The 25,563-nt window shown below is 70.0% G+C and carries 17 protein-coding genes; 6 read left to right on the top strand and 11 right to left on the bottom strand.

The genetic code is table 11. The features are described 5' to 3' along the window. Positions 1 to 69 precede the first annotated feature (69 nt). The 4 genes from P3F85_RS07880 to P3F85_RS07895 form a co-directional block, all read right to left on the bottom strand. On the bottom strand, positions 70 to 5,982 hold the full coding sequence (locus P3F85_RS07880) for an Ig-like domain-containing protein (RefSeq protein ID WP_374010684.1): 5,913 nt from the start codon (positions 5,980 to 5,982) through the stop codon (positions 70 to 72). Continuing rightward, entirely contained in the window at positions 5,979 to 7,409 is a 1,431-nt protein-coding gene (locus P3F85_RS07885; protein WP_374010685.1) for a serine/threonine-protein kinase, read from the bottom strand. The genes P3F85_RS07880 and P3F85_RS07885 overlap by 4 nt, the downstream gene beginning before the upstream one ends. A 137-nt stretch (positions 7,410 to 7,546) precedes the next feature. Further along, positions 7,547 to 8,383 carry a PP2C family serine/threonine-protein phosphatase gene (locus tag P3F85_RS07890; protein ID WP_374010686.1) on the bottom strand — a complete coding sequence of 279 codons (837 nt, stop codon included), beginning with the start codon at positions 8,381 to 8,383 and terminating at the stop codon, positions 7,547 to 7,549. Beyond that, positions 8,380 to 9,546 carry an FHA domain-containing protein gene (locus tag P3F85_RS07895; RefSeq protein WP_374010687.1) on the bottom strand — a complete coding sequence of 389 codons (1,167 nt, stop codon included), beginning with the start codon at positions 9,544 to 9,546 and terminating at the stop codon, positions 8,380 to 8,382. Before P3F85_RS07895 ends, P3F85_RS07890 begins: the two co-directional genes overlap by 4 nt. Positions 9,547 to 9,630: 84 nt before the next feature. Between P3F85_RS07895 and P3F85_RS07900 the strand changes: the two genes are divergently transcribed. From P3F85_RS07900 to P3F85_RS07910, 3 genes are read left to right on the top strand one after another with little or no spacing between them, the layout of a single operon-like run. Next, entirely contained in the window at positions 9,631 to 10,842 is a 1,212-nt protein-coding gene (locus P3F85_RS07900; RefSeq protein WP_374010688.1) for a CaiB/BaiF CoA transferase family protein, read from the top strand. Next, positions 10,823 to 11,986: an acyl-CoA dehydrogenase family protein gene (locus tag P3F85_RS07905; protein ID WP_374010689.1), complete on the top strand. Its 1,164-nt coding sequence runs from the start codon at positions 10,823 to 10,825 to the stop codon at positions 11,984 to 11,986. Before P3F85_RS07900 ends, P3F85_RS07905 begins: the two co-directional genes overlap by 20 nt. Further along, a complete protein-coding gene (locus P3F85_RS07910) occupies positions 11,983 to 13,380 on the top strand; it encodes an aldehyde dehydrogenase (NADP(+)) (RefSeq protein WP_374010690.1) in 1,398 nt (465 codons plus the stop codon). Before P3F85_RS07905 ends, P3F85_RS07910 begins: the two co-directional genes overlap by 4 nt. A gap of 78 nt (positions 13,381 to 13,458) precedes the next feature. Here the strand turns inward: P3F85_RS07910 and P3F85_RS07915 are convergent, their stop codons facing one another. Beyond that, on the bottom strand, positions 13,459 to 14,988 hold the full coding sequence (locus tag P3F85_RS07915; protein ID WP_374010691.1) for an APC family permease: 1,530 nt from the start codon (positions 14,986 to 14,988) through the stop codon (positions 13,459 to 13,461). A gap of 147 nt (positions 14,989 to 15,135) precedes the next feature. On the opposite strand from P3F85_RS07915, the gene P3F85_RS07920 reads away from it, so the two are divergent. From P3F85_RS07920 to P3F85_RS07930, 3 genes are all read left to right on the top strand, one after another. Beyond that, positions 15,136 to 15,618 (top strand): Lrp/AsnC family transcriptional regulator, encoded by a 483-nt coding sequence (locus P3F85_RS07920; protein WP_310129075.1) that lies wholly within the window; start codon positions 15,136 to 15,138, stop codon positions 15,616 to 15,618. 2 nt (positions 15,619 to 15,620) lie between these two features. Beyond that, positions 15,621 to 17,036 (top strand): aspartate aminotransferase family protein, encoded by a 1,416-nt coding sequence (locus tag P3F85_RS07925; protein WP_374010692.1) that lies wholly within the window; start codon positions 15,621 to 15,623, stop codon positions 17,034 to 17,036. An 84-nt stretch (positions 17,037 to 17,120) separates the two neighbouring features. Beyond that, positions 17,121 to 18,509, top strand: coding sequence for an NAD(P)/FAD-dependent oxidoreductase (locus tag P3F85_RS07930; RefSeq protein ID WP_374010693.1), 1,389 nt, complete (start codon positions 17,121 to 17,123; stop codon positions 18,507 to 18,509). Positions 18,510 to 18,602: 93 nt separating this feature from the next. Here the strand turns inward: P3F85_RS07930 and P3F85_RS07935 are convergent, their stop codons facing one another. The 6 genes from P3F85_RS07935 to P3F85_RS07960 all read right to left on the bottom strand — a co-directional run bounded on the left by P3F85_RS07935 (position 18,603) and on the right by P3F85_RS07960 (position 25,541). Then, on the bottom strand, positions 18,603 to 19,151 hold the full coding sequence (locus tag P3F85_RS07935) for a YceI family protein (protein ID WP_374010694.1): 549 nt from the start codon (positions 19,149 to 19,151) through the stop codon (positions 18,603 to 18,605). A gap of 113 nt (positions 19,152 to 19,264) precedes the next feature. Beyond that, positions 19,265 to 20,479 (bottom strand): glycoside hydrolase family 3 N-terminal domain-containing protein, encoded by a 1,215-nt coding sequence (locus P3F85_RS07940; RefSeq protein ID WP_374010695.1) that lies wholly within the window; start codon positions 20,477 to 20,479, stop codon positions 19,265 to 19,267. Between the two features lie 23 nt (positions 20,480 to 20,502). Further along, positions 20,503 to 21,495 carry a carbohydrate ABC transporter permease gene (locus tag P3F85_RS07945; RefSeq protein ID WP_374010696.1) on the bottom strand — a complete coding sequence of 331 codons (993 nt, stop codon included), beginning with the start codon at positions 21,493 to 21,495 and terminating at the stop codon, positions 20,503 to 20,505. Further along, positions 21,492 to 22,421 carry a carbohydrate ABC transporter permease gene (locus P3F85_RS07950; protein WP_374010697.1) on the bottom strand — a complete coding sequence of 310 codons (930 nt, stop codon included), beginning with the start codon at positions 22,419 to 22,421 and terminating at the stop codon, positions 21,492 to 21,494. The genes P3F85_RS07945 and P3F85_RS07950 overlap by 4 nt, the downstream gene beginning before the upstream one ends. Then, a complete protein-coding gene (locus tag P3F85_RS07955) occupies positions 22,418 to 23,794 on the bottom strand; it encodes an ABC transporter substrate-binding protein (RefSeq protein ID WP_374010698.1) in 1,377 nt (458 codons plus the stop codon). The genes P3F85_RS07950 and P3F85_RS07955 overlap by 4 nt, the downstream gene beginning before the upstream one ends. A gap of 40 nt (positions 23,795 to 23,834) precedes the next feature. Beyond that, complete coding sequence (locus P3F85_RS07960) at positions 23,835 to 25,541, bottom strand: glycoside hydrolase family 13 protein (protein WP_374010897.1); 1,707 nt, start codon at positions 25,539 to 25,541, stop codon at positions 23,835 to 23,837. Positions 25,542 to 25,563: the final 22 nt, after the last annotated feature.

The following is a 25,563-nucleotide window of genomic DNA, read 5'->3' on the forward strand; positions in this document are numbered from 1 at the left end:
GCGCAGTGAGCCGCAGGAATGGGTGGGTGAGCCACAGTTCGCGGCTGAACTCAGTATGGCGTTTGTCGATCACGGCATCGCCGATCCCGGGTAGTCGGCGGTGTACGTGTCGGCTCCGACGACGACGCGCACCGTCAGAGTGGGCGACGGGTCGTTCGCCGGAGCGGTGCAGGATGCGGTCTGGCCGACAGCCGGCATCGGGAGCTGCGTCGTCCCGTCGCAGCTGTAGGTGACCGCGTCGTAGGCTCCGGTGGGCCAGCTGGTCCACGTGAAGACATGGCTCGCCGCGTCATAACGGCCGCCACCGATCGCGAGGTTCACGGCGACGCCGAGATCCTTCGTCGCGCTCTGGTCGCTGCAGAGCGAGGACCCGTCGGGGTAACCCTCGCACACCCGGGTGATGCGCACCGTGAGCGGGACACCGTAGTGATCGGCGCCAGAGCCCGTCAGGACGCCACTGGTTCCGGCGAGTGTTCCGGAGTCAACGACGGCGCCGCCGCTCAGCAGCTGGTAATCGAACGTCGGGTTGGAACCGCCGCCCGCCTGGTACGACACCGTCGCCGCGAAGTCGGCAGTGAGCCCGCTGCGCACCCGCTGGCCCACCTGGATCCCCGTCACATCGCCCGGCGACTGGCGTGGGGTCGCACTCACGATGGCCGCAGGCGTGCAGCCCTGGCCATTGAACGCGTAGACGATGAAGTTGTAGCTCTGGTTGGGGCTGAGCCCGGTGAAGGTCGTGCTGCCGCCCTGCACAGGCCGAAGTCCGCTCGTTGAGAGCGACGGCTGGCCCTGAGCGACACCCGTGACATCGCAGCGTGTCGGGTTGCCGCCCTGGAACACCGCGGCGTAGTAGTCGCTGATCGCCTTGCCGTTGTCGCCGAAGACGCTCGACCAGCTCAACGTCGCGCTGGTGCCCGCGGTGGTGTCCGGGGTGGCGACCGGCGCGACGCCGGTGAGGGTGGGCGCACCGGCCGGCACACCGCTCCCCTGCGCCTGGTTCCAGGTGGTCCGGCCCTGGTAGAAGTCGTTGCGCGATGCGACACTGAACGCGATGGCGGCACCGTTCGCGATGCCCGGGTCGGTCAGGTTGAGGGCGTAGGCGGTCCCGACGGGGTCCGACCCCGAGACCTGCAGGGCGTTGGTGACGCCACCGAGGGTGACCACGTACGACGTGATCGGACTCGACCCGGCGGCATCCGACGGCTTGGTCCACGTGATGCGCAGCCCCTGGTCGAGCGGTGTCGCCGACAGACCGGTGGGCGCGTTCGGGATGACGTCCGACCAGGCCGGTTCGGCGTACGACGTGGGGTCCGAGAGTCCGAGCGCATTCCGCGCCCGGACCGTCAACGTCACCTTATTGTCCGGCCCGTTGCCCGGGGTCGTGATCGCGCAGGTGGTGGTCGTGCAGGTCGTCGTGGAGAGCACCTGACCGGTGGCGGCGCTCGCCATGGCGACCTCGAACCCGGTGATCGGCGAGTTGTTGAACGCACCCGGGATCCAGCTGAGCGTGAGGCTGCGGTCGGCGATGGTCCCGATCTGGACGTTGGTGACCGGCGCGGGACGGTCCTGCACCGAGACGGTCACCGTTCCCCAGGTGTAGCGGTCGGCGTCGCCCGTCGCGTCCGCCACCTCGTACTGCAGCGTGGTGTCCGCAGGAGCCGCCGTCGCGGACACCGACACCTGCAGTTGCGAGTTGTCGGCGCTCGGGGTGATGGTGACCCCGTCCGGGAGCGCACCGCCGAGCCCGCGCACCGCGACGACCCGGAGCGGCTTGCCCGGGAACGGGTTGGTCGCACCGTCGTTCGCGAGCACGTCGACCGTCGTCGTCTGACCGCGCGGCGCGATCACCCGGTCGGGTTGCGGGCTCGCCAGGGGGCGGGTGGATGGCACGACCGAGATGTCGATCCGACCGGCCTGCCCGGCGTTGACGGCGTCCTTCACGCCGATGGAGAGCGAGGGGGTGGAGCCCTTCGGCGTCCCGGTCGCGACCGTCACGGTGAGCTGCTGGCCGTCGAGGGACGCGCTCACGCCGTCCGGACGCGGGTTCTGGATGGAGTAGACGAGCTCGCTCTGGTCCTTGGCGTACGGGTACTTCGTGACCTTCGTCAGGTCGATGGTCTTGGTCTGCCCTGGCTCGAAGTCGATGAGGGCACCCGTGAACACCGGCGGCTGGTTCTCCCGCGGCGTCACCTCGATGGGCAGCACGATGGTCGCCGTGTTGCCGCTCGGATCGCTGGCGCTCGAGCCGTCGGTCACCTGGAACGAGATGGACGCCGGCCCGAAGTAGCGCGGAGATGACGTGAACTGGAGGGTGTCGTTGCCCGCCACCAGGTCGTCGCCGTTCGCATGGGTCGCCCGCACCGTGGCCGCGTCGGTGAGACGCACCTTCCGGTCGCCGACCGCGACGATGTAGTCATTGAGGTGGATGGTGAGGGTCTTCTCGCTCACCACCGACAGTTTCGGCGCGCCCCGCTTCAGCTGCGGCAGCGCGTCGTCGTAGCCCGGGACGTGGACGAAGCCGTAGGCCACGACGGAGTCGTCCTCCGGATTGGCGACCCGGAACGGGACGATCTGGCTCTTCGCCCCGATGGCGATCCGCAGCCGCTTGGAGTCGGTCACCTGGGCGTCGCTGCTGTACCCGGGCACGAGCGAGAGCTTGAGCGTCCCGACCGGGCCGTCGGCGAAGAACACGTTGGCGAGGACATTCACATCGACGCGGTCCTTGCCCAGGATGTCGGACAGGCCCAGGGTCGTGTCGGTGACGACGGGACGGGCCGGGGGCGCCTTCTCGTCGACCGTCAGGCGGAGGAACGCCTGGCTCGTGCCGCCGCGCTGGTTCTGGATCGTGTAGAGGAACCCGTAGGCGCCCTGCGTCTTGGGCGCGGTGACCGTGACGAGGTCGCCGCTCACCTTCGCCTTCGCCTTGCCGTCGAGCGACGAGACGGCGGTGACGGTGAGCGGGCTGCCGTCGGGGTCGCTGTCGTTGGACAGCACCTGGACGGTGAGCGTGCGCCCGGGTCGTGCCGTCACGTCGTCCTCGACCGCGATCGGGTTGCGGGCGCCTTCGACCCGCGCGGCGATTCCGACGCGGACGGTGCCGGTCGCCCGCGCACCGAGAGCGTCGACGACCGCGTAGGTGAAGGTGTCGGTGCCGGCTGCGTAGTCGCCCGCCTGGAAGTCCATCCAGTCGGGGCCGGAGGCGACCACAGCGCCCTTCTGCGGGTTGGTCTCCTGACCGATGAACTGGACCGAGTCGCCGTCCGGGTCGATGCCCGAGAGCGGAATGGTGATCCGGACGGTGTCCCCGGCGAGCACCCGGGCGGTCACGGTCTTGGGCACCGGCGGGTTGTTCGTCGCCGCATCCCGCTCGCGCACGGCGATGGTGACATCGGCGGTCGCCCACTGCCCGTCCGCGCCGTAGACCCGGTACGCGGCCGTGTAGTTGCCGGGCTTGGACGGCGCCAGGTAGCGCAGGTGGTCGCCGGTCGCGAAGAGCAGACCCGCGCCGCTCGGCAGCGGTGTCGCCAGCGTCGGGTCGAGGGTCAGCTTGTCGCCGTCCGGCTGGACGTCGTTGGAGAGCACCGGGATGTCGACCACGTCGTGCACGCGCACCGAGACCGAATCGGGTGCGGCGATCGGCGGCTGGTGCACGGTCAGCGGCGGCAGCTGCACCACGGTCACCGTGCCGACGGCCTCGGCGAGTCCATTGCTGAGCCGGTAGTGGAAGTCGACGGGACCCTCGAGCGGACGTGTCAGCGTCACCCGCAGGGTGCGCTGCTGCAGCACCTGCACGCGGACCCCCGTCGCCGCTCCGGGATCGGTCACCCCGGTGACGAGCAGGACACCACCGGACGGATCGATGTCGGTCGACAGCACATCCACATCCTGGGTCGACTGCTCCCGGATGAACGCCGTGTGCGGCACGGCGATCGGGGCGGTCTTCGCGCCGGGCGGCGCCTTGACCTCGACACGCACCACCCCGGTCGCGGTCACGATGCCGTCGGTGACGGAGTACTCGATGTTGTGGGTGCCGGCCTGATCGGCCTCGAACCGGAACGTGCCGCCCTGGTAGTCGGGCGTGATCGTCGCATCGGCCTTGCTGGGCACCGTGCTCAGCCGCACGGTGCCGTTGCCGCCGCGGACGTGATCGAGCGGCGCGACGGTGACCTCCTGGCCCTGGTACGCGAGCACGGCGAACGGGTCGGCGATGATCGGCACCTGGCCCGGCGGCCGCACGGTCACGGCGAGCAGCCCGGCCGATTCGGCACGGCCGTCCGACAGCGTGAGCGCGACATCCTTGACGCCGGCGCCATCGCCGTGGTCCGAATAGGCCACTTGGCCCTGGGGCGTGAAGGTCACGAGGTCGGGCGCCGCGATCGAGGCGCCGGAGAGGTAGAACGAGTCGCCGTCGGGGTCGTAGCAGTCCCCCGTCACCGGAGCGGAGACCCGGCCACCGGCCTGGACGACCGCTTTGGCGTTGCGGACGCAGATCGGCGGCGCGTTCTCCGCCGGCGTCCGCACCGCCACCGTGACGTGAGCGGTGGCCGTGCCACCGCGTCCATCGGAGATCGTGTAGTCGAACGCGATGCTCCCGGTCGCCGTATCCGGCAGCGAGATCTGCAGCTGCTGGTCGGCGTTCGTCAGCTCGACGATGCCCTGGCCCGCCGGGACGCCCGTGAAGGAGTCGATGGTGAGCACATCGCCGTTCGGGTCGTAGTCGTTGAGCAGCACCGGCAGCGGAGTGACCCGGCCCGGGCGCGCACCGAAGGCGTCGTCGACGGCGACGGGAGGCTGCTCCTGTTTCTCGTACTGGGGCGCCGTGTCCTGTTTGCTCTGGTCGACGAGTTCCTGGGTGGTTTTCTTCGAGACCAGCTCATCCCAGTTGTCGATCCGCGTGTTGCCGCTCTGGACCGCCCACGCGACACCCGAACGCCCGTCGTTGAGCACCACGCGATCGCCGTTGTAGCGGAACGCGAGTGTTGCGCCGGACGGGACGTCCTGGAGGGTCGACCGCTGTCCCGCTCCGCTCGCCTCGCACGAGCGCCACGCGGTACCGCCGCCCCAGGCCGCGTAGGTGCATCCCGCCACCGTCACCGGTGCCGCAGCGGAGCCCGACACCTGGCTGACCGGACGGGTGGGCCGGCCTCCGTCGATCGGCACCCGGACGAGACCGGTGTCCGTCCCGATCCACACCGCGCTGCCGCCGGCCGACGGCTGCTGCAGCACGGGATTGGATTCCCGCGGGACGAGGGAGGCCAGGCTGACGGCGCGGCCGTCGACCCAGATGGTCCGCTCGTCCGGGTCGAACAGGGCCCAGTGCCCGCCCACCGACGTGAGCGCGATGTTCGCCCCGTCACCACGGGTCGCGACCTTCGTCGTGGTCGTCGAGGGCTCGGCCGCATTGAGGTCTGCGCGCACCAGCGTGCGGGATGCGGGCTGGTAGGCGAAGAGCACGCCCGACGGATCCATCGCCGACACCGCGCGTCCGCCGAGGTCGACGGTCGGCGCGGAACCGGAGTTGAAGGTGTCGAGCTGCTTCACGGACGTCAGCCACAGCTGGCCCGTCGTCCGGGACAGCAGAGCCACATGGCCACCCGCCAGCGAGACCTGCGGTGAGCGCGGCGGCAGCGCGACCGACTTGCCCGCCTCGGCCTTGGCCGGGTCGACCACGGCGACGGTGTTCGCCTCGCGATCCACCAGGAGGACATCCGTGCCGTCCTGGATGACGTCGAGCGCCTCTCCGGTGCCCGCGACCACCGAGTTCAGCTTGTCGATGGCGGTGTTCGCCCGGCCGAGCGACTTCTTCGTGTCGCTCGCCACCCAGACTGCGGCGTCGCCCAGCTGCAGGTGCTGCGCGCTGTACCCGCCCGAGACCACGGCGAGGGTCGTCACCAGGGCGGCAACGGCTGTGCCGCTGACGGCGGTCGCCGCCACGGACTTGTGTGCGGCGAGCCAGGCCCCGATGGCGCCGAGCCGGCTCACGTGCCGTCCGTCCTCTCCACGCACTTCTGGCCGCTCGGCGTGCCGGTCTTGCCGTCGCGGTTCACCGTCACGGTGACGCAGACGGTCTCGCCCGGCTTGGCATCCACGCGGAACTCGGTCGAATGCTGGCTGCTCGGCGGCTGATCCTGCACCGTCACCTGGTATGTGTCGCCGTCTTGCAGGCCCGGGTCGTTCCAGGTGAAGACGATGGTGCTTCCCGTGACCCGGCCGCTCAGGTCCCGCACCGTCGGGATGTCGCCGCTGGCACCCGCACGGACCAGCACGAACGCGGCGGTGATGCCGAGAACGACGACGAGGGCCGCGCACGCGATCAGCGAGATGACGAGTGCACGCGGCGTCTTCGCGGGCGGCGCCTGCTGGGGCGTCTGCGCGCTGCCGAAGCTCTCCCGCACCACGGTGCGCGTGGGTGCGCGGGTGACGGTCGCCGACGCGGGCGCTGTCCGCCTCCGGCGTCGCCTGCCCCCGGGATCGACCGCGACGACACCTTTGACCCGGGTGCGGTCCTCCGGGTCACTGGCCGTGGCCAACGCCCAGTCGTCCATCGCGACCTCGATCGGCGTCTGCGGCAGCTCGAGCTCGGCCTCCACCGCCTGGAGCTCACGGATGAACTCGAGGGCGCTGCGCTGCCGCTGCGAGGGCTTGCGCGACATCGAGCGCAGCAGCACCTGCTCGAGCCGGGGTGGGACGTCGGCACGCCCGATGGGGAGTGGACGGCTCTTGGTGATGCGCTGGATGAGCTCGGCGGCGGTGTTCTCTTTGCCCGGCACCTCGAAGGGCGAGCGACCGGCGAGAAGCGAGTACATGGTGGCGCCGAGGGACCACACTTCGCTCGCGATCGTGCCGCTGGTCTCGTCGAGCAGCACTTCCGGTGCCGACCACGGGATCGAGAGGCCGATCGCCTCGGTCACGTCGGCCTCGCTCAGGGTCGCGGCGATGCCGAAGTCGCTGAGCACCGGGTGCCCGTACGCCGTGCTCAGGATGTTGGACGGCTTGATGTCGCGGTGCAGCACACCGGCGCGGTGCGCGGTCTCGACCGCACTCGCGATCCGCACCCCGATGCTCAGCACCTCGGGCACCGAGAGCGGCTCGGAGCGATAGCGCTGCCCGATCGCGGCGGAGCACAACTCCATGACGAGGTACGGACGACCGTCGGACGAGACGCTGGCCTGGTACACGGTGAGGATCGAGGGATGCGTGCTCAGCTGAGCCATCAGGTTCGCCTCGGCCTGGAACATCTGCTTCACCTGGCTGGTGACGACCTCGGCGAGCATGACCTTGACGGCGACCTGCCGCCGGGGCATGTTCTGCTCGTAGAGGAAGACGTCGGCGAAGCCACCCGAACCGAGCACCCGGACGTACGAGAAACCGGGGAGGTTGGGCGGCTGGGACGGCAAACGCCGGGCCATCGGCTCCTCCCGTTCCTCGACCGACCGCGTTCGCGGGTGCAAAAGCGTCTGCCAATTGTAGGCAGCCGTCCCCGAGCATCAGCCGGGCCGGACCCGCACTGGGGACAACTCGATTACCCCCAAGTCGGGGGACAACTTCAGTGCCGGCGCGCTGCTCTGCGCGACTCGCCGTCGCGGTGCGCACCGGACTCGGGTGTGGCCAGCACATCCACCACGACGACCGTCACATTGTCGCGTCCGCCATTGCCGAGGGCCGCATCCATCAGCTGCTGCGCCGCATCGAGCGGGGACGATCCCTCGGCGAGGAAGTAGCGGATGCCGTGCTCGGTGAGCTCTTTGGTGAGGCCGTCCGAGCACACCAGCAGCCGGGAGCCGGCGACGATCGGCAGGAGGAAGTAGTCCGGGACCGGGTCCTCATTGAACCCGACAGCCCGCGTGATGACGTTGCTGTGCGGGTGCACCTCCGCCTCGGCCGGGGTGATCGCGCCCGCATCCAGCAGCTCCTGCACGATCGAATGGTCCAGAGTCAGCTGCTCCAGCGTGCCGTCCCGATAGCTGTAGACGCGCGAGTCGCCGATGTTGAACACCAGCCAGTACGGGGATCCGTCCACCAGCGTGAGGGCGATGCCGGTGACCGTCGTGCCGGTGCCGAGGTCGGTCTGCCCGACGCCGCGGGTCATGTCGTCGACGGCCGCGCGCAGCGCATCCGTGAGGGCGTCCTCGCCGACGAAGTCGACCTTCACCTTCTCGGCGAGCCGCGTGACGACCGCCGTGCTGGCGAAGTCGCCCGCGGTGTGCCCGCCCATGCCGTCCGCCACAGCGAAGATTGGCGCCCGCGCCAGCAGGCTGTCCTCGTTCACGCTGCGCCGATAGCCGGTGTCGCTGAGCGCGGCCCACGACAGGCTGATGCGCGCGTCGGAGTCGCCGGGGACGACCACGGTGTGGCGTCTGCTGCTGCGACCGATCTGGGTCACTCGCGTCCTTCTTCTCGGCGGGAGGTGATCTCGATGATATTACCGTCGCCGATCTCCACTCTCGCCCCGGCGAGAACGACGACCGACTCCCCCGGCCGCAGCCGGCGGGCGCCGGCCGGTCCGGTGACGACGGTTCCGTTCGTGGAGCGAAGGTCGGTGACCACGACGGCGTCCCCCTCCTGCTCGATGCGCGCGTGCGTCGACGACACCTCCTGTGTCGGCGACGGCACGGTCACGAGGCGCGGAGTGACGCCCGGCTCGACGCGCTGGAGCGTGGGGCGGCGCCCCACCAGGATCGGGGCATCCAGCGCGATGGTGTCCCCCGACGGGACGCGCACCGCGAAAGCCGCCGGGCGGGGCGGGAGGACGACGGGCTCGGTCGGCGGAAGCCCGTCCTCGACGGGGGTTGTCAGGGCTGCGCCGTGCGTCATCGGCGTGGCGCCCGCCGTCGCCGGTTCTTCGATGTCGACGGCACCCGGCAGTTCGTTGGCGGCGGGATGCGCGGCCGGAGGCACCGCCTCCGGGTCGACGGCGGCCTCACCGTGCCCGAACAGGCTGGAGCCGGCGCTGCGGGCGCGGATGATCGTCTCCTCGGCCACGACATCGGCCACGACATCGGACGCCGGCGTCGCTGCCGTGTCCTGCACGGTACTGCGCGCCGCGCGCTCGATCGGTGCGAGGGACCAGGTCAGCAGCTCGCCGTCCGCCACGCCGACCCCGAGCGGGAGGGAGCCGATCGCGAGCCGGGCGACCGGCCCCGTGGCCGCATCCTCGGCCTGCAGCACCAGCCCGGTCACGGAACGGAACTCGGCGAGCACCCACGGCTGGACTCCCCCGGCGGAGAACCGGCGCGCACCTCCCACGGAGAACACGTCGATCGCCGCGGCGCCGCGGACGACCGCGGTCACGGTGACCTCGCCGGCCGCATTCGGATCGCCGACCTCGGCGACGGCGAAGGACCGGACGCTTCCGGGACCTGCGAGCGGGAATGCGCCGACCACGGATTCGATGGTGGCGAGGTCCGAGTCGGCGAGCCAGAACAGCTGGTCGACGATCTCGTCGGTCACGGTGCTCTCGACCGCGGCCACGAAGCGGCGCCCCGCCACGAGCAACCACCGGGACGGCCCGGACGTGGGGGCATAACGGATGAAGCCGCCAGTCATCGTCGGCTCCTCTCGTGGTCGATGCGAGTGTAGCCCGCTTACCGGCCCGCATAGGATGAATCCGCGTCGAGCGAAGGAGCGAGCATGCCGGACGGAACCGCCCGGGTCCTGGGCGGCCTGCGCGTCGCCGACTTCTCGCGGGTGCTCGCCGGGCCGTACGCGACCATGATGTTGGCCGACTTCGGGGCCGACGTGGTCAAGATCGAGAGCCCGGACGGCGACGACACACGCGCCTGGCGGCCGCCCGTCGACGAGGTGGGAGAGTCCACGTACTTCGGCGCGGTGAATCGCAACAAGCGGTCCGTGGTCTGCGACCTGCGCACAGCGGAGGGCCTCGCCACGGCGCGCCGGCTGGCAGAGACCGCCGACGTGGTCGTCGAGAACTTCCGCCCGGGCGTGATGGAGCGCTTCGGACTCGACGAGACCACGTTGCGGGCCATGAACCCCGGGCTGGTGTACTGCTCGATCACCGGTTTCGGCCGCGACGCGGGCGCGGCACTGCCCGGCTACGACCTGCTCGTGCAGGCGGTCGGCGGCCTGATGAGCATCACCGGCGACCCGGACGGCGAACCGAGCAAGGTGGGTGTCGCCCTGGTCGACGTGCTCACCGGGCTCAACGCGTTCTCCGGCATCCTGCTCGCGCTCCGGCAGCGGGATGCGACCGGACGCGGTTCCCGAGTGGATGTGGACCTCCTCGGTTCCCTGCTCGCCGCGCTCACGAACCAGGCCTCCAGCACGCTGGCGACGGGGCGCCCACCGGGCCGGCTCGGCAACGCGCATCCCAGCATCGCCCCCTACGAACTGTTCCGCGCCGCCGACCGGGAGCTCGTGATCGCGGTGGGCAACGACCGTCAGTTCGCCGCGCTGGCCGAAGCTCTCGGGCATCCCGGCCTCGCCGCCGACGAGCGCTTCGCCACCAACGAAGCACGTGTCGCTCACCGCGAGGAGCTGCGGGAAGCGCTGGGCCCGTTGCTCGCCGGGCGCGCCGCGGCAACCTGGGTCGACTCCCTCCAGGCCGCGCGGGTGCCCGCCGGACTGGTCAACGACGTCGCCGAGGCGTTCGCCTTCGCTCAGAGACTCGGCCTCGACCCGGTGGTCACGACCGTCGACGCCGCGACGGGTCGCGTCTCACGCCAGCCCGCCACGCCCATCCACCTCGACGCGGCGCCCGCCGTCCACCGCACCCCGCCTCCGCTGCTCGGCGCTCATGACGCCCACTGGGCCGATGAAGCCGCACACGCCCGTAGTGCCGCACACCCCCACGAAAGGACCGACCGTGACGACGACGCTCGATGAGGCGTTCAGCATCGACCACCTGCTCTCCGACGAGGAGCGCGGCTGGCGCGACCGGGCCAGGACGTTCGCGACGGACCGCATCCGCCCGGTGATCGAGCAGGACTTCGAGGACAAGCACTTCCGCCGCGAGCTGGTCGCCGAGCTGGGCGCCCTCGGGTTCCTGGGGATGCACCTGAAGGACGAGGGATGCGCGGGCGCAGGCGCCGTCAGCTACGGCCTGGTCTGCCACGAGCTGGAGGCCGCCGACAGCGGATGGCGCACCTTCGTGTCGGTGCAGGGCTCGCTGGCGATGAGCGCGATCTCGAAGTTCGGGTCGGACGAGCAGAAGGCCGAGTGGCTGCCGCCGATGGCGCGCGGCGAGCGGATCGGCTGCTTCGCCCTCACCGAGCCCGCGGGCGGCAGCGACCCGGCGGCGATGGAGACCCGGGCGCGCCGGGACGGCGAGGATTGGGTGATCTCCGGCACCAAGCGCTGGATCGGCCTCGCGGCCCTGGCGGATGTCGCCGTGGTCTGGGCCGCCACCGACGAGGGTGTGCGCGGCTTCGTCGTTCCGACGGACACCCCCGGATTCCGCGCGACCGCGATCGACGGCAAGCTGTCCATGCGCGCCTCCGTCCAGTGCGACATCGTGCTCGACGGGGTCCGGGTGCCCGCGTCGGCGCAGCTGCCGGGTGCGCGCGGCCTCTCCGGACCGTTCTCCTGCCTCAACGAAGCGCGGTACGGGATCGTCTGGGGCGCCATGGGTGCCGCACGCGACTGCCTCGAGGTCTCCATCGAGCGTTCCACCACGCGCGAGGTGTTCGGGCGCCCGATCGGCGCGACCCAGCTCATCCAGGAGAAGCTCGCGAACATGCTCGTCGAGTACGAGAAGGGAATGCTGCTGGCCCTCCACCTGGGCCGGCTGAAGGAATCCGGCCGGCTGACGCCGACGCAGATCAGCGTCGGCAAGCTGAACAGCGTGCGCGAGGCGCTGGCGATCGCCCGCGAGGCGCGCACCATCCTCGGCGGCGACGGCATCACCAGCGCCTTCCCGGTCATGCGGCACATGGCCAACCTCGAATCCGTCCGGACCTACGAGGGCACCGACGAGATCCACACGCTCGTGCTCGGGCGCGCTCTGACCGGGCTGGCGGCATTCGCGTGAGCGCTGCGACGACAGTGGATGCTGCGGTCGCCGCGGCCACGGAGGCGGCGGCCGCCGCATCCACCCGAGAGGAGCGTGCGGGCTGGCTGGACGGTCTGGCCTACGCCCTCGAGGCGGACCGGGCCGCCCTCGTCGAGCTCGCGCACGAGGAGACGCACCTGTCCCCCGCGCGCCTCGACGGCGAGGTGACCAGGACGGCCGCGCAGCTCCGCTTCTTCGCTGGCGTGATCCGCGAGGGCGGTTACCTCGAGGCGGTCGTCGAGTCGCCCGACCCGGCGCTCGTCCCGCCGCGCCCCGATCTGCGGCGCATCCTCCGCCCGCTCGGGCCGGTGGCGGTGTACGCGGCCTCCAACTTCCCCTTCGCGTTCTCCGTGCTCGGCAACGACACCGCGTCCGCCCTCGCCGCCGGGTGTCCCGTCGTCGTGAAAGCGCATCCGGGGCATCCCGAGCTGTCGCGGCGCACGGCGGAACTGGCCGCCGCAGTGCTGCCCGAGGGATGGTTCGGGCTGGTCGAGGGGATGGCGGCCGGCGTCGAGCTGGTGCGGCACCCGGGCATCCGCGCCGCAGGGTTCACAGGATCGCTGCGCGGAGGCCGTGCACTGTTCGATGCCGCCGTCTCCCGTCCCGATCCCATCCCCTTCTACGGCGAGCTGGGAAGCATCAATCCGGTCGTCGTGACGCGCTCAGCGGCCGCCGAGCGCGCCGCGGCGATCGGGGCGGGACTGGTCGGCTCCTTCACGCGCGACGCCGGTCAGTACTGCACCAAGCCCGGACTCGTCTTCGTCCCCGAGGGCGGCGGCGTCGAGGAGGCGGTGCGCTCGGAACTCGGGAGCGCACCCTCCGGCCGGCAGCTCACTCCGGCGATGTCCGAGGCGTTCTCCACTGCGATGGACGCGCTCGGCGGCCGCCCCGGCACGGAGGTGCTGCGGGCCGAAGCTCCCGCTCCGGAGTCTGCGCCGACGGTGGTCCTCGTCAGCGCTGCCGGGTTCCTCGACGATGTCGGTGCGTTCCTCACCGAGCGGTTCGGACCGGCGACCGTGGTCGTCCGCTACCGGGACGACGAGCTGGACGCACTCCTGAGCGCGCTCGAACCCTCCCTCACCGCGACCATCCATCGCGCTCGGGAGGAGGACGTCACCGCCCTCGCGACGCGCCTCTCCGGTATCGCCGGGCGCCTGCTCTTCGACGGCTGGCCCACCGGCGTCGCCATCGGCTGGGCACAGCACCACGGGGGCGGCTGGCCGTCAACGACCGCGAGCGTCCACACGTCGGTCGGTGCCACGGCCATCCGTCGCTGGCTCACTCCGATCGCCTACCAGGATGCGCCGCAGGAGGTGCTCCCGCCGGAGCTGCGCGACGGCAATCCGCTGCGCATCCCGCGCCGGGAGTCCTGACCCGGCGGGACCGCGCACGTTCGTGCCGGATGTCGCCGCACGCGGTGCGCACGGCGCCATCCGGCACGAATCGCTGCCTCAGACGGGGCGCGAGTCCGCCGCAGGGACGGGCTGAGCCCGGCGGGCGCGCAGCAGCTCGGCGACCTGGATCGCGTCCCCCTCCGGCGCGCTCGACGCGCGGTCGGGCCGTGCGATCAACAGGTAGAGCAGGCCGATGCCCGCCACGATCCCGAGCCCGATCAGCACGATCCAGTCGTTGAACACGCTGCCCGTCGCCGTCGGCCAGGCGAGCAGGATCATCGCGAACACGCCGTAAGCCAGAGCGACGATGTTGATCACGAGTCCCGCACCCCCCAGGCTGAACGGCCCAGCCGGGCGCCACCCCTTCAGCCGCTGACGCAACGACGCCAGGACGACCGACTGGAACGCGACGTAGATCCCGAGCACCGCGAACGCGGTCACCTGGGTGATCAGGCCGTCCGGCCCGACGTAGACGATCACGCTGATCAGCACCGGGATGCTGCACGCGACGATCAGCGCGTTCACCGGCACCTTCGTGCGCGGCGACACCTTCGCCAGCCAGCGGTGAGCCGGGATCATGCCGTCCCGCGCGAACGAGAACAGCAGCCGGCTCGCGGCCGCCTGGAGGCTGAGGACGCACGAGAGGAACGCAGTCACCGCGACCACCAGGAAGATCTTCGCGCCGACCGTCCCGAGCGCCGACTGCAGGATCTCCGGGATCGGGTCGACATCCTTGCCCGCCACGATCTTCGGCAGGTCGGGCGCGGCCAGCACGTAGCCGCCGAAGGCCACCAGCGCCGAGACGCCGCCGACCAGGATCGTCATCATCATGGCCTTCGGGATGCGCCGGGCCGGATTCGCGACCTCCTCGGCCACATCCCCGCACGCCTCGAAGCCGTAGAAGAGGAACAGGCCCGCAAGCGCCGCACTCAGGAACGCAGCGACGTAGGACCCGTCGCCCTGCACGCCCATGGTGTCGAAGAACACCGAGAACGGCTGCTTGCGCTCGAAGATCAGCAGGTAGATCCCCACGGCGATCACGCCGATCAGCTCGGCGGCGAGGCCGATCCGGGCCACGGTCGCGAGCGTCTTCGTGCCCGTGAAGTTGAGCGCGAGGGCCACGACCAGGAGCAGCACCGTGAGTCCGAGAGTCACCTCCTTGGTCGCCTCGAGACCGAACAGGCTGGCGAGGAACCCGCTGCCGTACTCGGCCACGGCCGTGATCGTGACGATCATCGCCCAGACGTAGATCCACGCGGCCATCCAGGCGTAACGCCTCCCCCACAGGCGGCGGGCCCACGGGTAGATGCCGCCGTGGATGGGGTACTGCGAGACGACCTCGCCGAACACCAGCGAGACCAGCAGTTGCCCAGCGCCCACGATGACGATCCACCAGATGGACGGCGGGCCTCCGGTCGCCAGGGCGACTGCGAAGAGCGAGTACACGCCCACCAGCGGTGACAGGTACGTGAACCCCAGGGCGAAATTCGCCCAGAAGGTCATGGACCGGTTGAAGGAGTCTTCGTACCCGAGGACGGCGAGGTGCTCGCCGTCCTCCAGGTGCGAAGACGAGTGTTCTGCAGACATCGAATGCCTTCCAGTTCGGCTTCACACGACGATGTGTGTGGAGGCAGCGTAGCGTGTCATCGCCCCATCTGCTGATTTCGTCAGCGGAACGCCCGAATGGGTGCGGAATCGCTTGCCAGGTGCCCGGTCCGCTGACAGAATCGCTCCATGAGTACCCCTCGGGCAACGAACGGCCAGAAGGCTGCGACCATCGACGACGTCTCCAAGGCGATCATCGAGCAGTTGCAGGTCGACGGTCGTAAGTCGTACGCCGAGATCGGCAAAGCCGTCGGTCTCAGCGAGGCGGCTGTGCGCCAGCGCGTGCAGAAGCTGACCGAGTCGGGTGTGATGCAGATCGTGGCCGTCACGGATCCCATGCAGCTCGGGTTCTACCGGCAGGCGATGATCGGCGTGCGCTGCACGGGAGACACCCGGGCCGTCGCCGACAAGCTGGCGGCCATGCCCGACGTGGACTACGTGGTGCTGACAGCCGGCACCTTCGACATCCTCGCCGAGGTGGTGTGCGAAAACGACCTCGACCTCATCACGATGCTCAATTCCGAGATCCGGACGCTGGAGGGCGTGCTCTCCACCGAGACGTTCGTGTATCTGAAACTCCACAAACAGTTCTACAACTGGGGAACGCGATAACCATGACGACAACCGTAGAAACGTTCGGCGAGCCGATCGCGGCCGAGGAGGCTGCACTGCAGGCCAAGGCGCGCGATCACCTGTGGATGCACTTCGCCCGTCAGTCGGTGATGGAGGAGGGCCAGGGCGTCCCGATCATCACGCGCGGCGAGGGACACCACATCTGGGACTCCCACGGCAAGCGGTACATCGACGGCCTGTCCGGGCTGTTCGTCGTGAACGCGGGTCACGGCCGCAAGCGCCTCGCCGAGACCGCCGCCAAGCAGGCGGAGCAGCTCGCCTTCTTCCCGATCTGGTCGTACGCGCATCCCAACGCCATCGAACTGGCCGACCGGCTCGCCTCCTACGCACCCGGCGACCTCAACCGCGTCTTCTTCTCCACCGGCGGCGGCGAAGCCGTCGAGACCGCGTTCAAGCTGGCCAAGTACTACTGGAAGCTCCAGGGGCGCCCCACCAAGCACAAGGTGCTCTCCCGCGCGGTCGCCTACCACGGCACTCCGCAGGGTGCGCTCGCCATCACCGGTATCCCCGCCATGAAGGAGATGTTCGAGCCGCTGACCCCCGGTGGGTTCCGCGTCCCGAACACCAACTTCTACCGCGCCGGAGAGATGGGTGCGCCGACCGACGACATCGAGGCCTTCGGTGTGTGGGCCGCGAACCGCATCGAGGAGATGATCCAGTTCGAGGGTCCCGAGACGGTCGCCGCGATCTTCCTGGAGCCGGTCCAGAACTCGGGCGGATGCTTCCCGCCTCCCCCCGGCTACTTCCAGCGCGTGCGCGAGATCTGCGACAAGTACGACGTGCTGATGGTCAGCGACGAGGTCATCTGCGCCTTCGGCCGCATCGGCCACATGTTCGCCTGCGACCAGTACGGCTACGTCCCCGACATGATCACCTGCGCGAAGGGCATGACGAGCGGCTACTCGCCGATCGGCGCGACCATCATCAGCGACCGGATCTACGAGCCCTTCAAGCACGGCAACACGTCGTTCTACCACGGCTACACGTTCGGTGGGCACCCGGTGTCGGCTGCCGTCGCGCTCGACAACCTCGACATCTTCGAGGAGGAGCGCCTCAACGAGCGCGTGCGCGAGAACTCGCCGCTGTTCCGGGCGGAGCTCGAGAAGCTGCTCGACCTCCCGATCGTGGGAGACGTCCGCGGCGACGGCTACTTCTTCGGCATCGAGTTGGTGAAGGACAAGAACACCAAGGAGACCTTCGACGACGACGAGGCCGAGCGGCTGCTCCGCGGGTTCCTCTCGAAGGCCCTGTTCGACGCCGGACTCTACTGCCGTGCCGACGATCGCGGAGACCCGGTGGTGCAGCTCGCCCCGCCGCTCACGATCGGCCCCGACGAGTTCGTCGAGATCCGCCAGATCCTGGAGTCGGTGCTGTCGGAGGCGTCGAACCACCTGTAGACCCCCAAAGGGCGAGTCCGGGACCGCACCCAGCGGTCCCGGACTTCGTCCTTAACAGGACTTCGCATCGCACGAGGAGCGCGCATGGACTACCGCAACGTCGGATTCTGGTTCGACTCGATTCTCCAGCAGGAGGACGGCTTCCGGCAGCGCCCCGGCCTCGACTCGGACCTCGACGCCGACGTCGCCATCGTCGGTGCGGGGCTCACGGGGCTGTGGACCGCGTACTACCTGCAGGAGCGCGACCCCGGCCTGCGCATCGTGCTGCTCGAGAAGGAGGTGGCCGGCTTCGGCGCCTCAGGACGCAACGGCGGCTGGTGCTCGGCGCTGTTCCCGTGGTCGGCGACCAAGCTGGAGAAGCAGTACGGCTTCGACGCGGCCGTCGCGATGCGCCGGGCGATGGTCGGCACCGTGGATGAGGTCGGCCGCGTCGCCGAGACCGAAGACCTCGACATCGACTACGCGCGCGGCGGCACCGTGACGTTCGCCCGGTCGCGACCGCAGGTCGACGCGGCGCGCGCCGAGTTCGAGGAGTCGGAACGCTACGGGGTCGACGAGGTGGCACTCTGGGGCACCGAGACGGTGTTCGAGCGCTTCAACGCGGCGGATGCGGTGGCCGCGACCTTCACGCCCGCTTGCGCGCGCATCCACCCGGCGAAGCTCGTACGCGGACTGGCCCGGGTCGTGGAGCGGAGGGGCGCCACCATCGCGGAGGGCACCGAGGTGCTCTCGTGGGAGGACGGCACCGTGCGTACGCGGTCGGCGGGGGCGGAGCGGACCGTGCGCGCGGGGGTCGTGGTGAACGCGACCGAAGGCTACGGCTCCCAGCTGCCGCAGGTCGGCCGGCGCATCCTGCCCCTCTACTCGCTGATGATCGCGACCGAGCCGTTGCCCGACGCGACCTGGGAGCGCATCGGGATCGAGCACGGCCAGACCTTCACCGACTTCCGCAACCTGATCGTGTACGGCCAGCGGACGGCCGACAACCGGTTCACGTTCGGCGGCCGCGGGGCGCGCTACCACCTGGGGAGCGCCATCCGCCCCGAGTACGACCGCTCGCCTCGCGTGCGGGAGCACCTCATCCACACGCTGTTCGACCTGTTCCCGGATGCCGCGGGCGCCCGTGTCACGCACCACTGGGGCGGACCGCTGGGCGTCCCGCGCGACTGGCACGCCGGCGTCGGGTACGACCGGGACGCGCGCGAGGCGTGGGCGGGGGGCTACGTCGGCGACGGGCTGAGCACCACGAATCTGGCCGGCCGCACGCTCGCCGACCTGCTGACCGGCACCCGCACGGGCCTCACGGCACTCCCCTGGGTCGGCCACCGCTCTCCGCGCTGGGAGCCGGAGCCCCTGCGCTTCGCCGGGGCGAACGCCGGCCTCCTCGCCATGGAGACCGCTGACCTAGAGGAGTCCGTAACCCGCCGCCCCTCCGTCGTCGCGAGCACCCTCTCCCCCCTCACCGGCCACTGACTCCCGCAAGCCCGCGAGCACAGGAAAAATGCGCCCGAATCGGGTCTGGGGCGACAATTTTCCTGTGCTCGGCGGCTGCGGAGCGAGCGGGGGTTAGGACTGGAGGACGGCCTGGAGCTCGAGGGTGATGGTGACGTCCTCGCCGAGGAGCATTCCGCCGGTCTCGAGCGCTGCGTTGTAGGTGAGGCCGAAGTCCTCACGGTTGATCTTGGTCTTCGCGGTCGCGCCGGCCTTGTAGTTGCCGTACGGGTCCTGACCGAAGCCACCGAAGTCGAACTCGAACGTGACCGGCTTGGTCACGCCCTTGATCGTCAGGTCGCCGTCGACGAGGAAGTCGCCGCCCTCGTGACGCACGCCGGTCGACACGAAGTCGATGGTCGGGTGCTCCTCGGCGAGGAAGAAGTCGCCGGTGCGGAGGTGCGCGTCGCGGTTCTTGTCCTTGGTGTTGATGGAGGCGACGTCGGCCTTCGCGGTGACCTTCGAGTCCAGCGGGTTCTCGGCGGTGACGAACGTGGCGTCGAAGTTCTCGAACACGCCCTTCACCTTGCTGATCATCAGGTGGCGGATGCTGAAGCCGACCTCGGAGTGCGCGGGGTCGATGGTCCAGGTGCCTGCCTTGTAACCGGGGATCTCGATGGTCATGGCTTTTCTCCTTCAGGAAGTCGCGCGCCGGGCGGTCTGTCCACCGGCGTCGAGTACATGCAAGCGCATTGATCGCCGGTTCATTCCCCAAAACAGAAGAAAAAGTTGACGCGTCACTCTTTCGGGGCCAGCGAATGCCTCAGCCGCAGCAGTTTCAGGGCGTCGGCATCCACCTGCTCGGCAGGGATCCGCCCGCTCTGCACCGCGGCGACGACGGCGTCGATGAGAGCGCCGGGGTCGCTTCCGGCCGGGATGACGTCGAGCACCATCGTGTTGCCCGCGGCGATCGCCTGCACCGCGTTCTCCCCCGGGTCCTGATATTGCGGCAGTCCCGTGTCCTGCAGCATCCGCAGGTCGTCCGTGATGCTGACGCCGCGGAAACCGAGCTCGTCGGTGAGGATGCGGTGCCAGGCGGCCGAGAGCGACGCGGGAGCCGCATCCACCTGCGTGTACGCGAGATGCCCGAACATCACCAGTTCCGCTCCGGCGGCGATCCCGCCCTGGAACGGCGGCGCATCCCGCGCCGCCCACTCCGCTTTCGTGACTGCGGTCGACGGGATGGCGTGGTGCGAATCCGCCTCGCTCTCGCCGTGTCCGGGGAAGTGCTTGAGCGTGCTGAGGACAGCTCCGCGCTCGCCCGTCACAGATGCGGCCACGCGCGCCGACGCCCCTTGGGGCTCCGTGCCGAGCACGCGGCCGGCGATGAACGAGTGCGGGTCGGCCGTGACGTCGGCGACCGTGCCGAAGTTGACGGAGATCCCGGCGTCGTGCAGCAACGCCGCGCGACGCGCGAACGCGGCCTGGGTGACGGACGGGTCCTGCCACCGCAGCGGCCCCGCGCCCGGTTGGTCGTCCCACGGGAGGCGCGCCACGTCGCCACCCTCCTCGTCGACGCCGATCAGTGGAGGCAGCCCGGGGTCGGACGCCTTCAGTGCGGCCGTCTCCGCGGCGAGTTCTCCGGGTGTGCCCGGGATGTTGTCGCCCATGAGGATGACGCCGCCGAGCCCGTACCGGTCGGCGAAACCGCGCAGCGCCGCAGGGTCGGTGCCGGGGACGTGCAGTATGAAGAGCCCGGCGACCTTCTGGCGCAGGGTCAGGTTCCCGAGCCGCTGTTGCGCGTACGCCTCAGCGGCGTCGACGGTCGGCGCCGGTTTCACCGTCGGTGTCGGCGTCCCCGCCGCAGTAGGGCCCGGCGTCGCTGACCCCGCGGCCGACCCCGTCGCTGCGGGCGCCGCCCCGACGCACCCGGTCAGCGCTCCCGACAGCAGCAGGGTCGCCGAGAGCGCCACGGCGGCCCCCGCGGCCGTCCGGCGTCGGGCTGCGCGCATCCCTCGATGTTAACCCCGCGCGCTCACCCCTTCACCGCGCCGCCCAGTCCCGCACTCCGCAGGAACAGCCCCTGGAACACCAGGAACAGCGCGATCGGGATGAGCGTCGAGATCGCCAGCGCGGCGAGGTAGACATCGAGCTGGATCGCCGCCTGCAGGGTCGGCAGTCGCACCGACAACGGCTGCATCGCCGGGTCGCGGAGCACCAGCAGCGGCCATAGGTAGTCCTTCCAGGCCGCGATGATCGCGAACACCGACACCACGCCCAGGATGGGCTTGGACATCGGCAGCACGATGGACCAGAACAGCCGGAACGGCCCGGCTCCGTCCGTCCGCGCCGCTTCGAACACCTCCCGCGGCAGGTTGTCGAAGAACCTCTTCACCAGCACCACATTGAAGGCGCTCGCACCCGCGGGCAGCCACACCGCCCAGAACGTGTTGATGAGCGACTGGCCGAGCAGCGGCGGGTTCAGGATGGTCAGGTACAGCGGCACGAGCAGCACCACCGACGGCACGAACAGGGTGGTGAGGATCAGCCCGTACAGCACATTGCCGTAGGCGGGACGCAGCACGCTCAGCGCGTACCCCGCGGTCGTGGCGACGAGGATCTGCGCCGCCCAGGAGCCCGCCGCCACCCAGACCGTGTTGACGAACTGCACGTCGATGCCCACAGTCGACCACGCTGTGGACAGGTTGGCCCAGTCCACCCCGTGCGGAAACAGCGCCATCGGCGTCTGGAGGGTGTCCTCCGTCGGCGTGATCGCGGACTTCGCGAGCCACAGCAGCGGGCCGAGGCCCACCACGATCAGGACGAGCAGCAGCAGCGTGTGGATGATCCGCGTGCTCCAGCGGATGCCCGGCTTGCGGCGGTCGGAGACCGAGAGGATGCTGCGCTCCCCCGCATCCTCCGCGCGCCGGCGGCGACGGCGCCGCGGCGGCTCGGGCGACCCGCCCTCCTCGATGACATCGGTGAGGACGTTCCGGACTTCGGGCGGCAGTGAGGTCGTGGTCGTCAATTCTGGCTCCAGGACTTGGTGAGGCGGAAGTACACGAGCGACAGCACGGCGAGGAAGGCCGCGAGCAGCAGGCTGAGCGCGGTGGCGGCGCCGTAGTCGCCGCCCAGCGAGTTCTGGAACGCGTAGCGGTAGATGAGCAGCAGGATGGTGACCGTCGAGTCGACCGGACCACCGCCCGTGAAGAGGAACGGCTCGAGGAACACCTGCGCGGTCCCGATGATCTGCAGGATGAGGGTGATCAGCAGGATGCTGCGCAGCTGCGGCATGGTGACATGCCAGACCTTCTGCCAGATCCCCGCGCCGTCGACCTCGGCCGCGTCGTACAACTCGGGTGCGACTCCGGTGATGGCCGCGAGATAGATGATGATCGTCCCTCCCGCCGCCGCCCAGGTCGCCTCGACCACCAGCGACGGCATCGCCTGCGTGGCCGACTGGATCCAGGGCTGAGGCGGGATGCCCACCCAGCCGAGGATGGTGTTGAAGACGCCGTCCGGGCGCGCGTCGTAGAAGAACTTCCACAGCAGCACCGCCACCACGGGCGGGACCACGACCGGGAGATAGGCCAGCGCGCTGTACAGCCCCTTGGCGCGCTTGACCTCGCTCATCAGCACGGCGGCGATGAGCGGCACCGGATACCCGAGCAGCAGCGCCAGCAGCGCGAACCAGGCCGTGTTGCCGACCGCTGTCCAGAACAGTGGATCGTTCACCACCTGCACGAAGTTGTCCCAGCCCACCCAGGTGGGCGTGCTGACGAGGTTCGTGTGCTGGAAGCTCATCACCACGCTGCGCACGATCGGCCACCACGAGAAGACCCCGAAGATGACCAGCATCGGCAGCAGGAAGAGCAGGGTGCTGGCGCCCCCGCCGCGCACCCAGGTGAGGGGCGTGCGGCGGGGGCGCGTCAGCGGACGGTCATGCGTCGTCATTTGTCGGCGTCGACGAGCTTCTGGATGTCGCCGTCGACCTTCGTGAGGAGCTGGTCGATGTCGGCGTTCTTATCGGTCAGGACTGCCTGCACGACCGAGTCGAGCGCCCCGTACAGCTCCTGGGTGTGCTTGTTAGGCTCCGGGACGAGGTTCGCGTCGAAGATCTTGTCGGTGAACGGCGCGACGTTCTCCTGCGGGACGTTGATCTCATCCTTTATCCACTGCATGTTCTGGTCGTAGGTGGCCTTGTCGAAGACCGGCAGGGTCGGCACGCCGACCGGCTGGTTCGACTTCACGAGCACCTTCGCGTCGGCGATGGCCTGCTCCTTGTTGAGCAGCTTCTGCATGTAGTAGAAATCGATCCACTTGACCGCGGCCTCCTTCTCCGCCTGCGACGACTTGGGGCTGACCGCCGCGACGTTGCCGCCGACCAGCACGCCGGCCTTCGAGTCGCTGGAGTCGACAGGCAGCATCGTCAGCCCGTAGTTCTTCGGGTCGACGTTGTTCTGCTGCACGAGCGCCGTCAGCACGTCCGAGCCGGACGGGTACATCGCGACCTGACCGGCGCCGAACGCCTGGTTGATGCCGCTCCAGTCCAGCAGGAAGTTGCTGCCTGCCGCGTTGTCCTCCCAGCGAACGTCATGGAGCCACTGCAGCGCCTCCTTGGTGACGGGATTGTTGGTCGTGACCTTCGTCTTCCCGCCGTCGGTGGTCTCCATCCGGCCGCCGCGCGAGTAGACCGTCGTGGTCAGCTCCCAGCCGCCGGTGTTGCCCTGTGTCATCTGCATGTAGCCGGCCACACCGGGGACCTTCTCGGAGATGGTCTTCGCGTCCTGACGGACCTCGTCCCAGGTCGTCGGCGGCTTATCCGGATCGAGTCCGGCCTTCTGGAAGATGTCCCGGTTGTACGAGAGCCCCATGGCGTACGGACCGTACGGGATTCCGTAGATCTTGTCGCCCGACTTGGCGACCGCAAGCACGTTCTCGTTGAACTTCGAGGCGTACGGGAGCTTGTTCACCTCGGCGGTGATGTCGGCCAGCTGTCCCGCCTGCAGCAGCGACTGCGAGTCGGTGAACGGCACGTTGAAGACGTCCGGGAGGGTGCCGCCCGCGAGCTGCGTCGCGAACGTCGGGCCCGTCCACTGGTACTCCTCCGCCTTGACGACGATGTTCGGGTTGGCCTTCTCGAACTCCTTGACCCGATCGTCGAAGGCCTTGAAAGCGGCCTTGTCGCTGCCCGGGATCAGGCTGGCGACGGTGATGTGGACCTTGCCGTCGTTGGAGTCTCCGCCGGATGCCGAGCATCCGGCGAGGACGCCCGCTCCCGCGATGGTGACCGCCGCGACCGCGGCGATCGTGCGTAGTGACTTCATTGTCTGGACCCTTTCGAGTGTGATGCGTGGATGGTGCGTTTCAGGTGGTGAGGTGCCCCGCGGCCGCGTGCTGCGTGCGCAGCCAGACCGTGGAGTCGGGAGGCAGCAGGCCGCCGTCGAGCGGAGCGCTGCTGAGGAGGATGGCCTGGTGCTCGGGGAGCGGCACCGGGTCGGTGGACAGGTTGGTGACGCTGAGGAACGCGCCTCCGCGAGCGAAGGAGAGGACCCCCGGAGGTGCATCCAGCCAGGTCAGCGGGCCGTCGCCCAGCCCGGGCTCTGCGCGGCGGATGCGGAGCGCCTGGCGGTAGAGCCACAGCATCGACGACGGGTCGCTCTGCTGCGCCTGCACCGTGAGGTCCGCCCACTCGGCGGGCTGCGGCAACCAGGGCGCAGCGGTCGCGTCGTCCGGGCTGAAGCCGAAGGGGGCTGTGCTCCCCCGCCACGGCAGGGGCACTCGGCAGCCGTCGCGACCGGGATCGACGCCGCCCGAGCGGGCGTGCATCGGGTCCTCGCGCAGCTCGTCCGGGAGGTCCTCGACCTCCGGCAGTCCGAGCTCGTCGCCCTGGTAGATGTAGAGCGAGCCGGGGAGCGCGGCCGTCAGGAGGGCCGCGGCGCGTGCGCGGCGCCGGCCGAGCGCGAGGTCGGTCGGTGTCCCCTTGCGCTTCTTGGTGAAGGCGAAGGACGAGTCCTCGCGCCCGTAGCGTGTGACGGCACGGGTGACGTCGTGGTTCGACAGCACCCACGTGCTCGGGGCGTGCACCGGCGCGTGCGCGGCGAGCGTCTCGTCGATGGAGGCGCGCAGCTCGCGCGCCTCCCACGGCCGGGCCAGGAAGTCGAAGTTGAAGGCCGTGTGCAGCTCGTCCGGCCGCAGGTACAGCGCGAACCGGTCGATGTCGGGCAGCCACAGCTCGCCCACCAGCACACGCGTGCCCGGGTACCCGTCAGCCAGGGAGCGCCACGAGCGGTAGATGTCGTGCAGCTCGTCGCGGTCCTGGTTGGGGTGCTCCCCCGCGCCCGGGCGCTCGGGCACCTCGGGAAGCGCCGGGTCCTTGACGAGCAGGGCCGCCGAGTCGATGCGGACTCCTGCGACACCCCGGTCGAACCAGAACCGCAGGATGTCCTCGTGCTCGCGGCGGACGTCGGGGTGGTTCCAGTTGAGGTCGGGCTGTTGCGGGCTGAACAGGTGCAGGTACCACTCGCCGGGCGTCCCGTCGGGATCGGTGGTGCGCGTCCACGTGTCGCCGGAGAAGTTGGAGCGCCAGGAGGTCGGCATCCCGTCGCCCGCGGGTCCCCGCCCCGGCCGGAACCAGAACCGCTCGCGCTCGGGAGAGCCGGGGCCGGCGGCCAGTGCCTCCTGGAACCACGGATGCCGGTCCGACACGTGGTTCGGGACGATGTCGATGATCGTGCGGATGCCGAGGGCGAGCGCGTCGCGGATCAGCTCCTCCGCTTCGTGCAGGTCGCCGAAGGCCGGGTGGATGCGGCGGTAGTCGGCCACGTCGTACCCGCCGTCCGCGAGCGGCGAGTCGTACCAGGGGGTGAACCAGATCGCGTCGACGCCGAGGTCGGCGAGGTACGGCAGGTGCTCGCGCACTCCGGCCAGGTCGCCGACGCCGTCGCCGTTCCCGTCGGCGAAGCTGCGCGGGTAGATCTGGTAGATGACCGCACTGCGCCACCATTCGGAGTCGTCGGCCGGCGGGACCGGCGCGTGGGCGGCGTCCGCCGTCGCGACGCTGTCGCCGTCCATCACGGAGAGGTCCACGCTGAGC

Origin of the sequence: Leifsonia sp. T36S-04, assembly GCF_042465655.1 — a bacterium.
Taxonomy (GTDB): Bacteria; Actinomycetota; Actinomycetes; order Actinomycetales; family Microbacteriaceae; genus Leifsonia.

Excerpts from the sequence above, each read along its gene's own strand:
- P3F85_RS07885 (WP_374010685.1), bottom strand. The coding sequence starts at position 7,409 with ATGGCCCGGCGTTTGCCGTCCCAGCCGCCCAACCTCCCCGGTTTCTCG.
- P3F85_RS07915 (WP_374010691.1), bottom strand. The coding sequence starts at position 14,988 with ATGTCTGCAGAACACTCGTCTTCGCACCTGGAGGACGGCGAGCACCTC.
- P3F85_RS07940 (WP_374010695.1), bottom strand. The coding sequence starts at position 20,479 with ATGCGCGCAGCCCGACGCCGGACGGCCGCGGGGGCCGCCGTGGCGCTC.
- P3F85_RS07900 (WP_374010688.1), top strand. The coding sequence starts at position 9,631 with ATGCCGGACGGAACCGCCCGGGTCCTGGGCGGCCTGCGCGTCGCCGAC.
- P3F85_RS07895 (WP_374010687.1), bottom strand. The coding sequence starts at position 9,546 with ATGACTGGCGGCTTCATCCGTTATGCCCCCACGTCCGGGCCGTCCCGG.
- P3F85_RS07920 (WP_310129075.1), top strand. The coding sequence starts at position 15,136 with ATGAGTACCCCTCGGGCAACGAACGGCCAGAAGGCTGCGACCATCGAC.
- P3F85_RS07935 (WP_374010694.1), bottom strand. The coding sequence starts at position 19,151 with ATGACCATCGAGATCCCCGGTTACAAGGCAGGCACCTGGACCATCGAC.
- P3F85_RS07960 (WP_374010897.1), bottom strand. The coding sequence starts at position 25,541 with ATGGACGGCGACAGCGTCGCGACGGCGGACGCCGCCCACGCGCCGGTC.
- P3F85_RS07950 (WP_374010697.1), bottom strand. The coding sequence starts at position 22,421 with ATGACGACGCATGACCGTCCGCTGACGCGCCCCCGCCGCACGCCCCTC.
- P3F85_RS07955 (WP_374010698.1), bottom strand. The coding sequence starts at position 23,794 with ATGAAGTCACTACGCACGATCGCCGCGGTCGCGGCGGTCACCATCGCG.
- P3F85_RS07930 (WP_374010693.1), top strand. The coding sequence starts at position 17,121 with ATGGACTACCGCAACGTCGGATTCTGGTTCGACTCGATTCTCCAGCAG.
- P3F85_RS07925 (WP_374010692.1), top strand. The coding sequence starts at position 15,621 with ATGACGACAACCGTAGAAACGTTCGGCGAGCCGATCGCGGCCGAGGAG.